Below are 15,062 nucleotides of genomic sequence, written 5' to 3'. Positions count from 1 at the left end.
CTGTGGGCGAGGACGCCTTGGCGGCCGTTGCCGGTGATGAGGGCTTCTTCCCAGGAGGCGGCGGGGAGGCGGGTGGCGGTGCCCTGCGTCGGGGTGGAGTAGGTCATGGGGTTACTCCCTGGTGTGGGGTGGGCACAGTACCGTATTAGTTTGTTTACTAGCCAAAATAAGGAGGGGTGGTATGCCGAGTCCAGCGTCTCTGTGGTTCGGCGGCGACTACAACCCTGACCAGTGGCCGGAACCGGTCTGGGACGAGGACATGCGGCTCATGCGGCAGGCCGGAGTCACCCTGGCCACGGTCGGCGTGTTCTCCTGGAGCCTGCTGGAACCCGAAGAAGACCGCTACACCTTCGACTGGCTGGACCAGGTCCTGGACCTGCTGCACGCCAACGGGATCAGTGCCTGCCTCGCCACCCCGACCGCGTCCCCGCCCCCGTGGTTCACCCTCGCCCACCCCGACGCTCTGCCGGTGACTGCCGACGGGGTGCGGCTGACCCACGGCAGCCGCGACACCTACGACGTGTGCGCCCCCGCCTACCGGGAGGCGTCTTTACGCATCACCCGGGCGCTCGCGGAACGCTATGCCCACCACCCCGCGCTGGCGCTGTGGCATGTGCACAACGAGTACGGCACCCACACCTACGGGGAGCACGCTGCCCGCGCCTTCCGCACCTGGCTGCGCGGCCGCTACGGCAGCCTGGCCACGCTCAACGACGCGTGGACCACGGCGTTTTGGGGGCAGCGCTATTCGGACTGGGAGCAGATCCACCCGCCGCGCGCCACCCAGTACCTGCCCAACCCGGCACACCTGTTGGACTTCCGCCGTTTCCTCTCCGACGCCATGCGCGGCCACTACTGCGCCCAGCGCGACATCCTGCGGGCCGCCAACCCGGATGTCCCCGTCACCACCAACTTCGCGTTCGGCTCCTGGGTTCCGGTCGACCCGTGGCGGTGGGCTGCCGACCTGGATCTCGTAGCGGTTGACGTCTACCCGGACGCCACCGGGGAGGCTGCGGCCCACCAGCACGCGTTCGCCGCTGACCTGGCCCGCTCCTGGGGAGGGGGCCGGCCGTGGCTGCTCATGGAGCAGGCCACCGGCTATCTCGGGGCTCGGGTGCGGCCCAAAGCTCCCGGAGAGATCATCCGGCACAGTCTGAGCCACGTGGCCCGCGGCTCCCGGGGGGCGATGTTCTTCCAATGGCGGGCCTCCGTGGGCGGAGCCGAACAGTGGCATCCCGCGATGTTGCCGCACACCGGCGCGGACTCCCCCGTCTTTGCGGAAGTGTGTGAGCTGGGAGCACTGTTGGGCCGCCTTGCGGAAGTCCAGGACACCCGGGTTGTGGAGGACGCGGCCGTGGTGTGGGATCCCGAGTCCTGGTGGGCGCTGCAGTCGCCGTCACTCCCCTCCCCCGACCTGGACTATCTCGCCGCAGTCCGGCAAGTGCACCGGGTGCTGTGGCGGCAGGGACGCACGGTCGCGTTCGTCTCCCCCCACTCCCCTATGCCGGATCTTCCCCTGCTCGTCGTGCCGCTGCTGTACTTGACCTCCGCGGCGACTGCGCGTTTCCTCGCCGACTATGCGGAGCAAGGCGGCATTCTCGTGGTCACCTACGGCAGTGGGACCGCAGACGAGCATGCGCGGGTGTGGCCTGGAGGCTACCCGGGGGCGCTCCGCGACCTGCTGGGAGTGCGTGCTCTGCAGCACTATCCGCTCGATCCGGCGGTCGACGCGGTCACGGTGTGCGGGGAGGACGGTGAATACTGGGGGCGGGCGCGCCGGTGGAGTGAAGAGCTCGACGTGGCCGACGCTAAGGTGGTAGCACGCTATGCGGACGGCCCGTTCGCGGGGCGTGCCGCGGTCACGCGGGTGAGGCGCGGCGCGGGACAGGCGTGGTACGTCTCCTGCGATCTGGAGGACGCTGGGTTGGGGAAGGTCCTGTCCCGCGCCGGCCTGTCCGGGGGCACCGCTACTCCCCCCGCGGTGGAAGTGGTACACCGGGATTCCCGGGACGAGCAGTGGGTGTTCGTGCTCAACCACGGCAACGGCCCGGTGACAGGCGCCGACCTGGGGCTGGCTGTGGAGAGCCGCGAGGTGCTCTCCGGGGTTTCTGGAGCGGCGCTGGTCGTCCCCGCGGGAGGAGTGGCGGTGCTGCGGGGGCCGCGTCGGCCGTGACCCGGAGGGGAAGGCCGCGGCCGACGCGGCTTTCTCGTATGGCCTTGGGAGGATGAAGGCCATGCGAGGGGTGGAGGACTGCCCTCACACCAGTGCGGCGAGGGGTCGGCGCGGCCGGGAGGAGGAAACCGCGCCGACCCTCACCTTCGTGCCCCGGCCGGGAGGGAAGCCGGGGTTTCTTGGCGGGGAGCACAGTGAGGGCTGGTCCGGGTTGCCGTCCGTGGGCCGCGTCGGCCGCGGCGAGCCACGGCCGACGCTCTCCCGTTCCCGGGAGGGGGACCGGGGGTGTGGGAGGGACCACGGACGGTCCGGCCCGGCACGCCACGAGTGGCGTGCCGGCCCCCGGCCTCAGGAGGGGGACTGAGGCCGGTAGGTGCAGAAGTCGAAGTCGGCAGGGAGCCCTGCCCCGGTCATGTCGTGGGCCCACAGGCCGAGGAACGCCCCCGTGAAACCCCACATGATGGGGTCGTTGCCGAACCGTTCCTCGGCGTACTCGTCGGACAGGATGCTCATGTCCAGACGCACCCCCATGTCAGCCCACGTGCTGCCGTCGGAGGAGACGGCGAAGCGCAGGTCGTTCCGGTCGATTTCGGCGCGCAGGAAGACCTTCGGCCAGCCGGTGACGCTGATCCGCCGTCCCACTTCGCGGATGATGCCGCGGTCGCTGGTGAGCACGCCCGCGAACACGCCGCCCTGGTCGTCGCGGTTGATCCGCAGGTAGTGCCATTGGCGGGTGTTGTAGTAGGCGGTGATGCCTGCCATCTGCCGGAAGTCTTCCGGCTTGAACTCCAGGCAGGCTTCGAAGATGCAGGCGCGGTGCTGCAGTCGGCGTGCCACCAGGCTGGGCTCGTGCAGGCCAGCAGGCGACTGCCCGCCGCGGATCCGCAGGTAGCCGGGCCGTTCGGTGAGGGAGACCCAGGAGGAGTCGAAGGGCCGGCGCAGCGTGCTCCACTCGGGCCGCGGCGTGGGGTCGTCGAAGTGGTCGGTCTCCGACGGCTGCGGCCACGGGTGCGGGGCCAGGCCGCGCGGTCCCGGCACTTCCAGCAGCGGTTCCGCGTTGCGGACGCGGGGCCACCCGTCTGAAGACCATTCGATCTTCTGCAACGCGGTCTCCCGACCGAGGACGCACCGGCCGCTGGGCGGCATCGGGCGTCCGGTCAGGTGCGCGAAATACCATTCGCCGTGCTGGGTTTCGACCATGCTCGCGTGCCCGGCCTTCTGCAGCGGCGCTTCGGGAACGTGCCGCGAGGTGAGGGCTGGCCCGGCCGGGTCGACTTCGTAGGGTCCGGTGACCGAGCGGGAGCGGGCCACGGTGACCTGGTGCTCCCACTGGGTGCCGCCTTCGGCGGTGACCAGGTAGTACCAGCCGTCGCGCTTGTAGATGTGGGGCGCCTCGGTCACGCCGGCTTCGGTGCCGGTGAAGATGATCACCGGTTCACCGACGAGTTTCATGTCGCGCACCGAGAACTCTTGGGCGACGATGCCACCGAACGCGTCCCGTCCCGGCCGCCAGTCCATGGAGGTGCTGAGCAGCCAGCTCCGTCCGTCGTCGTCGTGGAACAGCGACGGGTCGAAGCCGAGGGAGTGGAGCGGCACCGGGTCGGACCAGGGGCCGGTGATGTCGGGAGCGGTGGTGACGTAGTTGGGCGCGTCCCAGAAGTTGCCGCTGTAGCTTGCGACGTTCGTGAAGACGAGGAAGAACAGTCCGTCCCGGTAGGACAGGGCGGGTGCCCACACCCCTGCGCCGTCCCGCCGTCCAGCCAGGTCCAGCAGTCGAGTCTCGGTGAGTGCACCGCCCAGGGGGCGCCAGTGCACCAAGTCCCGGGAATGGTGCAGGGTCACTCCGGGATACCACTCGAATGTGGAGGTCGCCATGTAGTAGTCGCCGCCCACTCGCAGGATGGAAGGGTCGGGGTAGAAGCCGGTGAGTACCGGGTTGCGAATCGTGCCCGCCCTCGGTTCCTCACGAGACGGGGAGGACGTGACTTGGGGAGACGTCATGACTGCCTTTCTGGCTCGGGCCGGAGTCTCCGGCAGACGCGAGGGTCAGTGGTGGCTTATTTGCCGATGCCGGCGGCCAGACCACTGAGCAGTTGTCTTCGACCGAACAGGTAGAGGGCCAGCACGGGGAGCGCCGACAGCACCACGGCCGCCATGAGGCCGGGGACGTCGGTGCCGTACTGGGTCTGGAACTCCCACAGGCCCAGGGGGAGTACTCGGGTGTCCATGCTCTGGGTCAGCACGAGGGGGAACAGGAAGTTGTTCCAGGCGTTGAGACCCACGAAGATCGTCACGGTGACCACCCCGGAGCGGGACAGGGGCAACACCAGGTTCCAGAAGATCTGGAAGTTGCTTGCACCGTCCAGGGACATGGCCTCGTACAGCGAACTGGGGACATCCCGCAGCGAGCTGGTGAGGACGACGATGGACACGGGCAGCGCGAACGCGGCGGTCGGCAGGATGACCGCGGTGAGCGAGTCGTAGAGGTGCAGCCGGGTGATGAGCAGGTAGATCGGGATGATCACTGCCTGGGCGGGGACGGCGAGTCCCAGCAGGAACAGGGTGAACCCGATGCGGACCACGCGGCTCTTGCTGCGCACGATGGCGAAAGCGGCAGGCAGGGCCACAGCGAGGACCAGGATGATCGCGCCGAACGCCACGATGAGGCTGTTGGTGAGGAATTTAAGGAACCCCACCTCGAAGGCGCGCCGGTAGGCGTCGAGCGTGATCTCTTCGGGGATCGACAGTGGTCCAGCGCTGAGGTAGTCGCCGGAGCCGCGCAGGCTCGTAGCGATGAGGAAGTACAGCGGGACCACGACGAGGACCAGCCAGATGGCCGCGCCGATGCCGGCACCGTAGGCGGGACGGCTCACTCTCCTGCTGCCGGCGCGCGCCGCAGAGCGCTTGGCGGAGCGGGCAGGCGTGACCGATTCTGCCTGCTCTCCCGCGGGGCGGGCGGTGATGGTCGACATCGTCAGACTCCTTCTCGCTCGCTGGTCATCTGCGAGTAGCCGCTGACCCGCACCACCAGCAGCGACAATCCGGTACCGACCGCGACCAGCAGGACCGCGATGGCGCTGGCGTAGCCCATTTCGAAGGCGGAGAAGCCCTTGAGGTACATGTGCAGCGGCAGGATGCGGGTGGCTGTGCCGGGACCGCCTCCAGTCAGCAGCAGCACGGTCTCGAAGTAGGTCATGGACCCGACGATCATGAGCACTGAGGAGGCGATGATGGTGTGCCGCAGTTGCGGCACGGTGATGCGCCAGAAGCGCTGCAGCGGGCTGGCTCCGTCGATTTCGGCTGCCTCATACAGCGACGCGGGGATCTGCTTGGCGGCCGCCTGGTAGAGCAGCATGTGGAAGGGGAGGAACTGCCAGAGGAGGACGAACACGATCGCCCACAGCGCCAGGTCGGGGTCGCCCAGCACGTTGGCGCTCAGTCCGGTCAGTTCCGACCATTGGGCGGGGAGCCCGAAGGTGGGGTCCAGCAGGGCCTGCCAGATCAGCGCGATCGCAGCGGTGGACAGCAGCAGCGGGAGGAAGAAGATGGTGCTGACCACGGCGCGGATGCGCTGAGGGCCGGCTGCCCACGCCCCGAACGCCAGGGCGAGCGGGGTCTGGGTGGCCCAGGTCAGGACGGTCAGGGTCAGCGTGATCATCAGGCCGGAGCCGACGAGTTTGTCGGACGGCAGCGTCCGCCAGTTGTGCAGTCCGGCCCACTCGGGGTTGCCGAGCCCGTCCCACGTGGTGAAGCTGAGCCCCGCCACGATGACGATCGGGGCAAGTCCGAAGATCCCGAAGAAGATAAGGGCGGGAGCGGCCCAGAGGGCTCCGGGCCGCTGCACTCGGGTGGTAGCCGAGGTCACTGGGTGGCCTCCATGGCCTCAGCGAACTCTTCAGGAGTCATGTCACCCAGGAAGACCAACTGCAGGTTGGTCAGCATCGTCTCGGCCGCCGCCGGCGGGATCGCCTGGTCCCAGGACTGGGTGAAGCTGGGCGCCTCGGCGACGAGCTGGTAGGTGAAGGTGGTGAACTCGGAGTGCTCGGTCTCGGCGAGCTTGTCTTCGATGCCGGCGACCGCGGGCACGTGGCCGATCTCGATGAGGTCCTCGACGTAGGCGTCGGAGGCCATGGTCTCGACGAGGAAGTCAATCGCCTCGTCCACGTTGTCGCTGTCCGAGTTCACGGAGAAGTAGTTGCTGGGGTTGCCGACGATCGCGGCGGGGTCACCCTTGCCGTCTTCCAGGGCGGGGAAGGCGATGAAGCCGAGGTTTCCGTCGGCCAGGAAGTCGGGGTTGTGCTCCTGCTGGTTGGAGATCTCCCAGGTACCCATCAGGTACATGGCACCCTTGCCGCTGGCGAGCACGGTGGAGGCGCTGCCGTTGTCGGAGGTGAGGGAGGAGAAGTTGTCACCGAAGGCGCCGCGCTCCACCAGGTCCTGGCACATTTCGAGGGCCTTGATGATGGCCGGGTCCTTCCAGGCGCCTTCCTTGCCTTCGGCGATGGCCTGGAACACTTCGGCACCGCCGATGCGGTCCGTGAGGTACTCCAGCCACATCAGCTCGGTCCACGCCTGGGCACCGGGCAGGACGATGGGGGTGATGCCTTCCTTCTTGAAGGTGTCGACCAGGTCGAGCAGCTCGCTGTAGGTGGTGGGCGGTTCGACGCCGACTTCCTTGAAGACCTTCTTGTTGTAGAAGAGCACCACCGGCAGCACGCCCTGCATCGGAACGCCGTAGTAGCTGCCGTCGATCTTGGCCACGTCCAGGACGCTGGGCAGGAAGGCGTCGCGGAACTCGGGGTTGGCCTCCATCGCCTCGGTCAGGTCAACCACCTGGTTGGCCTTGACGTACTGGGCGAGGTTTCCACCACCCCAGTTGAAGAAGACGTCGGGAGACTCGGGCGAGCCGAGCGCCACCTGGATGCGCTGCTTGTAAGCGTCGTTGACGTAGGTGACGAGCTCGCCGTCGATTCCGGCGTTCTTGCTGTAGGTGTCGATGGCGCTCTGCACGACCTCGTTGACCGAGGCGTCCTCGACCATCCACACTTCGACTCCGGCCTTGTCGCTATCAGCGCCGGGTCCGGAGGTCCCGCACGCGGTCGTGAGGCCGAGCGCGAGCGCCGCCAGGGCGCTGCCGAGCATGTGGGTCCGGGTTATGCGTCTCATGAACGGGACACCGTCCTCGGGTTAGTTTCAGGGGGATTTCGACGACAGCAGCCGAACTCCGAAATTTTTCGAGAGTTTTCGGGATAAAGACGCTAGGTGTGTCGAAAATCTCCGTCAACCCCCCAGACGTCTCATTCAGGTAACAGCACTCACATCCCTGAGAGAGCCCCCAGCTCAGACGAGTACGATCTGCTACAGAGAAGGACAAAGCTCCACACTCCACCCCGAAAGATTTGTCGAAACCTTTCGGTCTAGGATGGTGGGGTAACCGCGTTCCACTGCCCTGAGGAGGCCCGTGTCCAGACGACGCCCCACCCTGGCCGAGGTGGCCCGTCAGGCCGGTGTCTCGGTTTCGACCGTCTCCAAGGTGGTCAACGGCCATCTCGATGTGGCGGCCGAAACCCGACGCCACATTGAGCAACTTCTGGAGCAGCACCAGTACCGGCCGCGCCGCTCACCTGGCCGCCAAGCCGTGGGTCTTATCGACCTGGTCTTCCACGACCTGGATAACTCCTGGGCGATGCAGATCCTGGCCGGGGTGGAGCAGGCTGCCCACGAGCACGGTGTTGGCGTAGTGGTTTCCGCGGTGCGCAACGACAACGACCGTTCGGGGCGCCGTTGGCTGGACAATGTGCGCGCCCGGGGAACCGACGGCGTCGTGCTGGTGCTGTCGGAACTGTCGCCTGAGCAGCGGTCCCAGTTGAAAGCGCTGGGAGTTCCCGTGGCCGTGGTCGACCCGGTCGGTGACCTTTCCCACGAGGTCCCCGCGGTGGGCACTACGAACTGGGCTGGTGGCCTGGCCGCCACCCAGCATCTCATCGAACTGGGCCACACGCGTATCGCCACCATCAGCGGGCCCACACACATGTTGTGCAGCCGGGCCCGGGTGGACGGATACCGCAGTGCGCTTGACGCGGCAGGGTTGACCGTACCCGACGAGTACATCGGCTACGGCGACTTCACGATCCCCGGCGGGCACGCGGAGACCCACCGGTTGATGGAGCTCCCTGAACCGCCCACGGCGATCTTCGCCGGGTCCGATATGATGGCCCGGGGTGCCTACGAGGCCCTGTTCGAACGCGGCCTGCGGGTCCCGCAGGATGTGAGTGTGGTCGGTTTCGACGACCTTCCCGAAGCTGCCTGGGCGGCGCCGCCGCTGACCACGGTGCGTCAGCCGCTCAGTGAGATGGGACAGATGGCGGCCCGCACCCTGCTGCGCATGGTCGCCGGGGAAAAGCCTCACCCTCGCCGCGTGGAACTCGCTACCGAACTGGTGAAACGCGCGAGCACCGGTCCCCCGCCCAGTTAATAAAACATGCCGCCGGGAAAGCGCTCACATGCGGACGTCCACGGGGGTACGCCCGCAACCGCCTTGCCCGCCGGTGCAGCGCCGCGGCGCGGTGCCCTTTGGCTTGAGCGAACCCGCTGCTGACCGGGCCTGCGGTGCGGGCGGCTGGGTGGCTCGCTCCACAGCTTTCCCCCACTGCGATGCGGGTCGGACGAACGTGTCTACCCCGTGCGGGTGAGGGGGCGACAGCTCGAGCTGTCGCCCCCTCTGCCTGTCCAGTGGGTTTTCTGGCAGGCGCTGTGGCGGTCAGTCGCGCCGAGTGTAAGCCACGCCGGGTTCGAGAGTCCGACCACCGAAGAGCTCGGTGACCGTCACAAAGTGGTACCCCTTGGCGTGCAGCTGGCTGAGCACTTCGGGGATGGCGTCCACCGTGGGCCGGTGGATGTCGTGGAAGAGCACGATGCTGCCGGGCCGGGTGCCGGACACGGCCGCTTCGATGGTCTTCTCGGTGTCCCGGTGCTGCCAGTCCAGGGTGTCGACGTCCCACAGGATCAGCGGGTAGTCGATGCTGGCCTGGGTGGTTTCGTTGTACGAACCGTAGGGCGGGCGGACCGTGGTCCGCGTCACCCCGGTCGCCTCCTCGATCGCCTTCCACGTCTTCTCAATGTCGTCCTGCACGGCGTTCCCGCTCTTGGTGGCGAGGTTGTCGTGCTTCCAGGAGTGGTTGGCGATCTCGTGCCCGGCTTCCATCGCGGCCCGTACCGTGTCCGGGTCGCCTTCGGTGAGCTGGCCCAGCACGTAGAAGGTGGCCTTCGCCGAGTAGGCCTCCAAGTGCTTCAGCAGGAGCGGGGTGTCCGCTCCTGGCCCGTCGTCGAACGTCAAAGCCACGCACGGCACCCGGTCGCAGTCGATGGTGTAGGTGGGGACGGTGTTCGAGGGCAGCTCCAGGCTCTCCTCCCCGTCCCGGACGGCTTGCCGGGCGCTGCGCCCGAACCGGGACAGCAGCGGTTCACTGTCGGCCACGGTCACCTGGACCTCGTTGTCGGCGACTTCGCCAGGGCTGAAGCTCACCACGAGATCCCCCGCAGCGTCGAAGCCGAGGTCTGCGAGCGGCGAGTCTTCGTGCTTTTCCGCGCTCTTCCACACTGCTTCGGGGTCGACCAGCGCGGGCTCGGTGTCTTCCGCGTCCGGCAGTTCGTCTTGCGGGGTGGGCAGCCCGTCGGGCATGGCGTCAACGGCCACATCGTGGTCCTTGTGCAGCGCTAGCGCGACCCGGGCGGCGAGCTGGTCGACCGCTTGGTCTCCGTTGAGGAGCGCAGTCCACGGCAGTGCCTCTCCGGAGGCCACGTCGTACCAGTGGGTGGAGGCGTCGACCCGGTCTTCGTACTGGGAGATCACCCGGGCACCCAGCACTCCGTTCGAGGCGACGAGGAACTCGGCGTGCTGGGTCAATTCCCCGCCGCCCCCTTGGGTGATGAATTCGGTCTCCCGCTCGGCCATCGTGGTGCGGATGTCGACGGTGAAGTCGGTGGCTCCTGGAACCACCGGATATTTGCTGGTGATCGTCGTACCGTCGACGGACACGGAGTGTTCGGCAACGGTCAATCCGTCGATCCACGTGGGTTCGATCGTGTGCAAGCCGTCAGCGAGTCTTTCGCGTCCTCCTTTGAGGGCGCCGAGTTCTTCCCACGACGTACAAGCAGTGAGCGGCGCTGTGACCGCCATGACCGCGCACCAGCTGACCAGTTGCCTTTTCCAGGTTTTCCACACCACTGCGACCCGACCTAACCGACGAAGAAGGGCATGCGGGAGTTGAGACGATCCGGGATCAGGGATCGGTTCGGCGCCGTTGACACCGTTGACTGTACGTTATGTCCCACCACCGAACCACAGGGGAAATAAACGCGCGGTCCAGTGACAGACTTGGGTTTTTCCATGGCTGGACACAACCATTCTGGCGGTAACTGTTGGTGGGGGGAGACAGATCGTGTCACCTGGGTGCGTCTTCCACCAATGGTCGGGACACACCTGCCTGCCTCTCTGCAACTATCGCTCTGTGTAGTTATATGAGCATTGACAGTGGTGGCGGCGAATACGCCTCGGTGGGTGATCGTTATGCGGGCTCTAGTGACCGGAGGAGCCGGATTTATCGGTTCCCACCTGGTTGACTTCCTGCTTACCCACGGCCACGACGTGGTAGTCCTCGACGATCTGTCGACTGGGTCACGCACCAACCTGGTCTCCGCACTGCGGGACCCCCGGATGCGGTTTATTCACGGGTCGGTGCTCGACGATCGGGCGCTGCGCACCGCGATGGCCGGCCGGGACACGGTCTTCCACCTGGCTGCGCTCGTAGGCGCCCGGGTGGTGGGGGTCGACCCGGTGCGTGCCATCCACGTCAACATCACGGGCACGGAGCGGGTCTTGGCTGCCGCTTTGGAACAGGGGTGCCGTTTCCTGTTCGCTTCGGGAGGCGAGGTGTACGGCCGCTGCGACGGGGAGGCGCTCCGGGAGAACGACGACCGTCTCTTGGGCTCGGCCCAGGAAGGGCGCTGGTGTACCGCGGCGAGTAAAGGGCTGGGCGAGTACTTGGTCACCCGCTATGCCCGGGAGTATGGGATGCCCGCGGTGATCGTCCGCCTGTTCGACGTGACGGGGCCGCGACAGAGCGCTGATCAGGGACATGTGGTGCCCACTTTCGTGGAGCAGGCCTTGCACGGGCGTCCGCTCACCGTGCACGGGGACGGGTCGCAGACGCGCTGCTTCTGCTCGGTGCGCGAGGTGGTGGCGGCGCTCCTCGCCCTCATCGAACAGCCTTTGGCGTACGGGCGTGCCGTCAACATTGGTGCGACCCGGCCGGTGAGCATCCGGGATCTGGCGGTACGGGTCCGGGATCTCACCGGTTCGACCAGTCCGATTGTGAGCATTGACCATCGCGTGGCCCGCGGGCCGCACTACGATCTGACCCGCCACCGCACCCCGGATACGACGTTGGCTGCAGCGTTGATTGACTGGCGGGCCACTGTCGACGTGGACACGATCATCACGGAGATGATCGCCGACTATTCCACGCCCGCGTCCTTGTTTCCGCTGCTGGACGGCGACGTGACGGTCTAAGGTCCGCAGGTTTCCCGCGGGGGGCGGTTGCGGGTTCGGGCACGCTCCAGGGAACCGGGTGCGGTCCACGGCTTTCCGGTGTCGCTGGGCCCGAGTGCCAGGTTGCTGTGCCGGGCGCGGTTGTCGGTCTACTGCGGGGCCTGTGTTCGCGGGCAGCACTGTTTTCGGGAGTGCCCGCTCAGATTCGCGGGGCGCGGGTGAGTGTCGGCAGCCCCTCGGGGAAGAGCACAGCGGCCGGGTCGGGGAGTTCCACTCCCGCCAGTTCTGCGGCAGCGCGGCTCAGTTCCGGGTTGTTGAGGTGTCCTGCCACAGTCGTGATGATCTCCCGTAGCGCTGCCACCACGTCTGCTCCGCGGTATGCGGAAGCGTAGCGGGCGGCCACGGCCGGGGTCCGCGACTGGCATGCCGCGCAGTGCAGCAGCACCCGCTTGTTCTCGTCGCGCAGCTGCGCGACCATACGGGCTGCTTCGTCCAGCACGAAATGCAGGTTGGGGTTGGCTCCGGGTAGGTCGTGCAGCCACACTTCCACGATGTCGCGGCGTGGCAGATGCGGTGGGTGGTCGCGAGTGCCCATCCGGCACAGCGACACTACTGCGTCCGCGTCAGTGCTGTCACGGACGTATTCCATGGTGCACAGCACGACCCCCGGGTCGTGAGGGTGAGGGATCGCGAAGGGTTGGCGGTGTTCCCGGTCAAGACCGGGCACCACTTGGGTGTCGCGTTGCGGCCAGGCTGCGGGGTCCGGGCCGCGGGCGGCGACGAGCGCGGCGGTGACGAGGACGCGCTGCGGTGTGGCTGCGGCGAGTTCCCGCTGCACGGACAGCGGGATAGCGGAGACTCCCCAGCGGGCGCCGGCGAGTACGCCCGCGTACTGGGCGGCGGCGAGCCCGCCTTGGGTGTAGGCCCGCTGGACTGCGGCGGTGAGCTGAGTGCAGGGGAAGAGGCCGCGTGCGAGGTCCAAAGGCGGTGTCGGAGTTTCTGCTGCCGCCCGCCAGCCCACGGCTGCCGGGTGTGCGCTGTCCGGGAAGACAGGGTCGGGGAGGATGCCGTCGACTACTCCGCGTTGCACTGCTGCGGCCCAGTGGCGGGCAAGAGGAGTGCCGGGCAGTTCGCGAGGCCCGGCGGTGAGGTCCCGGATCGCTTCCCTGGCCTGGCCGCCGATTCCTGCCAGGTATTCCTCGGCTGGCTGGGGGTCTTCCCCCAGCAGCAGGCGGGCTGCTGCCCCGCCGACCATTGCTCCGGCGGCCCGGTCCCAGACCACGTGCCATTCGTCCCACACGGCCGTACGTGCTCACCCCCCGAGTATCCGTAGTGTGCCGCACCGTTTTTCTCTTCCGTGCTGGCCGGTGCTCTTTGCGGAAGCTCGGCGCGGGGAGAAGAGGTAGTTTTGGGGCCGTCCCACCGGTGCGAGGAGCGGGAGGAGTGGGTATGGGGCGGGTCACCACCCGGGTACGGGTGCGGCGGATCAGCGGTTCCGTGGCGCGTGACCGCATGGACACCCTCGTGGTGGAAGAACCATTGGAGATGCGGCTCGGCGGTCAAGTATTGACCGTCACCATGCGCACTCCCGGACACGATTTTGAGATGGTGACCGGGTTCCTCATCGGTGAGGGCGTGATCGCTGATGCTTCCGACATCCACTCCCTGCGCTATTGCGCGGGCGCGACCGAGGACGGCGTCAATACGTACAACGTTATCGACGTCGTCTTAGCTCCCGGTGTTCCGGAACCGAATGTCGCTGCGGCACGGAACTTCACCACTACCTCGTCGTGCGGGGTGTGCGGGAAGACCAGTCTGGAAGCGGTGCGGACGAAGAGCCGTTTCGTGGTAGCTGACGACGGGGTGTGTTTCTCCACGGCTGTCTTGTCTGCTCTGCCGGACCGGTTGCGGGAAGCACAGAAAGTGTTTGCGCGCACGGGCGGGCTGCACGCTGCTGCGCTCGTCACCCCCGGCGGGGAGCTGCTGTGTGTCCGGGAGGACATCGGTCGGCACAACGCGGTGGACAAGGTGATCGGGTATGCCGCTGGCCGGTACGGGCTGCCGTTGCGGGGCATGGGGCTGCTGGTGTCGAGCCGAGCTTCGTTCGAGTTGACGCAGAAAGCCTTGATGGCGGGGATTCCGGTGCTGGCCGCGGTCTCCGCGCCGTCGTCGCTGGCGGTGGAGCTGGCCGACCAGTCGGGGATGACCCTCATCGGGTTCCTGCGCGGTCCTTCGATGAACGTCTACGCCGGGGGGCACCGCGTGGTCGAGGATTGACTGCTCCCCCGCCTGAGGGCCGGGACGCCTCTGGGGCTCTCGGTGACCGGGCCCTCGGCGGGGTGTTTGGGGGATGGTCAGCGGGCGGAACCGGTCTGCGGGGCCGGGTCCTGGGCGGTGGGCAGCGTCTCCGGGCCTTGCGCGGCACTGGTGTCGGGGACCGCGGTCTGGGCGAGGAACGCACCGGTCACCACGGCGGCCGCCCCGACAAGCTGGGCGACGCTCAACGCTTCCCCGAGCAGCAGCCAGGCCAGGACGATAGAGGTTACGACCTCCAGGTAGGCCACTCCCCCGGCGACGACAGGGGACAGCCGCCGTACCGCGGCCACCCCGGTGAGGTAGGCGATGGTGGTGGCGACCAGGGCAAGCCACACCAGGAGGATGAGGGCGGGGATGTCCAGCCCGCCGAACCCGACATTCTGGGCCAGGATGCCCCACGGCAGGGTCCACGGGCGGGCGAGGAGGCTCAGGAGTGCGGTGGCGATGAGCGCGCCGTAGGAGATGACAGCGAGAGGGTCGACGTCGTCGCGGGCCGTGTCCGACAGCAGGAAGTAGGTGGCCTGGCAGACCGCTGCAGCCAGCGCGAGGATCAGGCCGACCGCGTCCAGGCGGATGCCTGCCCAGACTTCGACGAGGCAGCCCAGGCCGATGACTGCCAGGGCCACGCCGAGGGATGCGGCGCGGGACACGGGGATGCGCCGCACGAGGCGGGTCCACAGCAGGACGAGGACGGGGCCGAGGAATTCGATGAGGAGCGCCACCCCCACGGGGATCCGGGAAATGGCTGCGAAGTAGAAGGCTTGGACTCCCGCCATCGGGAAGACGCCGTAGGCGAGGAGAAGGGCGGGGCGGGTACGCAGGGTGCGGTGGTGGCGGAAAGCGACGGGAAGCAGGAGTAGAGCTGCTCCGGCTACCCGGAGCCACGTGACGTGCAGGGGGTCGAGTCCGGCGTCGATGAGCGGCCGGGCCACGGGGCCGGAGCCGCCGAAGGCAAGTGCAGAGGCGATCGCGAATGCCAACCCGGAGGACCGGTTTCTGGTGATGTCGGCCATGACTCCCCCT

General features: G+C 67.7%; 11 protein-coding genes. 4 read left to right on the top strand and 7 right to left on the bottom strand.

Translation table 11 applies throughout. The features are described from left to right. Window positions 1–181 precede the first annotated feature (181 nt). On the top strand, window positions 182–2,173 hold the full coding sequence (locus CW348_RS05160) for a beta-galactosidase (RefSeq protein ID WP_104612931.1): 1,992 nt from the start codon (window positions 182–184) through the stop codon (window positions 2,171–2,173). Window positions 2,174–2,521: 348 nt separating this feature from the next. Here the strand turns inward: CW348_RS05160 and CW348_RS05155 are convergent, their stop codons facing one another. From CW348_RS05155 to CW348_RS05140, 4 genes are read right to left on the bottom strand one after another with little or no spacing between them, the layout of a single operon-like run. Further along, on the bottom strand, window positions 2,522–4,174 hold the full coding sequence (locus CW348_RS05155; protein WP_104612932.1) for a glycoside hydrolase family 43 protein: 1,653 nt from the start codon (window positions 4,172–4,174) through the stop codon (window positions 2,522–2,524). Window positions 4,175–4,230: 56 nt separating this feature from the next. Continuing rightward, window positions 4,231–5,145, bottom strand: a complete 915-nt coding sequence (locus CW348_RS05150; protein ID WP_011292043.1) for a carbohydrate ABC transporter permease — start codon at window positions 5,143–5,145, stop codon at window positions 4,231–4,233. A 2-nt stretch (window positions 5,146–5,147) separates the two neighbouring features. Then, a complete protein-coding gene (locus CW348_RS05145) occupies window positions 5,148–6,038 on the bottom strand; it encodes a carbohydrate ABC transporter permease (protein WP_016188731.1) in 891 nt (296 codons plus the stop codon). Next, window positions 6,035–7,339, bottom strand: a complete 1,305-nt coding sequence (locus CW348_RS05140; RefSeq protein ID WP_011292045.1) for an ABC transporter substrate-binding protein — start codon at window positions 7,337–7,339, stop codon at window positions 6,035–6,037. Before CW348_RS05140 ends, CW348_RS05145 begins: the two co-directional genes overlap by 4 nt. Window positions 7,340–7,634: 295 nt before the next feature. Here CW348_RS05140 and CW348_RS05135 point away from each other — a divergent pair, with 295 nt between their 5' ends. Continuing rightward, entirely contained in the window at window positions 7,635–8,648 is a 1,014-nt protein-coding gene (locus CW348_RS05135) for a LacI family DNA-binding transcriptional regulator (protein WP_104612933.1), read from the top strand. Window positions 8,649–8,933: 285 nt separating this feature from the next. Here the strand turns inward: CW348_RS05135 and CW348_RS05130 are convergent, their stop codons facing one another. Beyond that, window positions 8,934–10,352 carry a polysaccharide deacetylase family protein gene (locus tag CW348_RS05130; protein ID WP_227480873.1) on the bottom strand — a complete coding sequence of 473 codons (1,419 nt, stop codon included), beginning with the start codon at window positions 10,350–10,352 and terminating at the stop codon, window positions 8,934–8,936. 390 nt (window positions 10,353–10,742) lie between these two features. Between CW348_RS05130 and CW348_RS05125 the strand changes: the two genes are divergently transcribed. Beyond that, the gene (locus tag CW348_RS05125) at window positions 10,743–11,744 is read left to right on the top strand and encodes an NAD-dependent epimerase/dehydratase family protein (protein ID WP_011292048.1); all 1,002 of its coding nucleotides are present in this window, start codon (window positions 10,743–10,745) and stop codon (window positions 11,742–11,744) included. A gap of 178 nt (window positions 11,745–11,922) precedes the next feature. Here the strand turns inward: CW348_RS05125 and CW348_RS05120 are convergent, their stop codons facing one another. Continuing rightward, window positions 11,923–13,023, bottom strand: coding sequence for a dual specificity protein phosphatase family protein (locus CW348_RS05120; RefSeq protein ID WP_011292049.1), 1,101 nt, complete (start codon window positions 13,021–13,023; stop codon window positions 11,923–11,925). Window positions 13,024–13,172: 149 nt separating this feature from the next. Here CW348_RS05120 and fdhD point away from each other — a divergent pair, with 149 nt between their 5' ends. Continuing rightward, window positions 13,173–14,000 (top strand): formate dehydrogenase accessory sulfurtransferase FdhD, encoded by an 828-nt coding sequence (gene fdhD, locus CW348_RS05115; protein ID WP_016188736.1) that lies wholly within the window; start codon window positions 13,173–13,175, stop codon window positions 13,998–14,000. 77 nt (window positions 14,001–14,077) lie between these two features. Here fdhD and CW348_RS05110 read toward each other — a convergent pair whose 3' ends face one another. Beyond that, window positions 14,078–15,052: a DMT family transporter gene (locus CW348_RS05110; protein ID WP_011292051.1), complete on the bottom strand. Its 975-nt coding sequence runs from the start codon at window positions 15,050–15,052 to the stop codon at window positions 14,078–14,080. Window positions 15,053–15,062 lie beyond the last annotated feature (10 nt).

It is taken from the genome of Thermobifida sp. (assembly GCF_017577275.1).
GTDB classification, from domain to species: Bacteria; Actinomycetota; Actinomycetes; order Streptosporangiales; family Streptosporangiaceae; genus Thermobifida; species Thermobifida fusca.
Note: the sequence above shows the minus strand (reverse complement) of the source record. Positions and strands in the feature narration are given on the sequence as shown.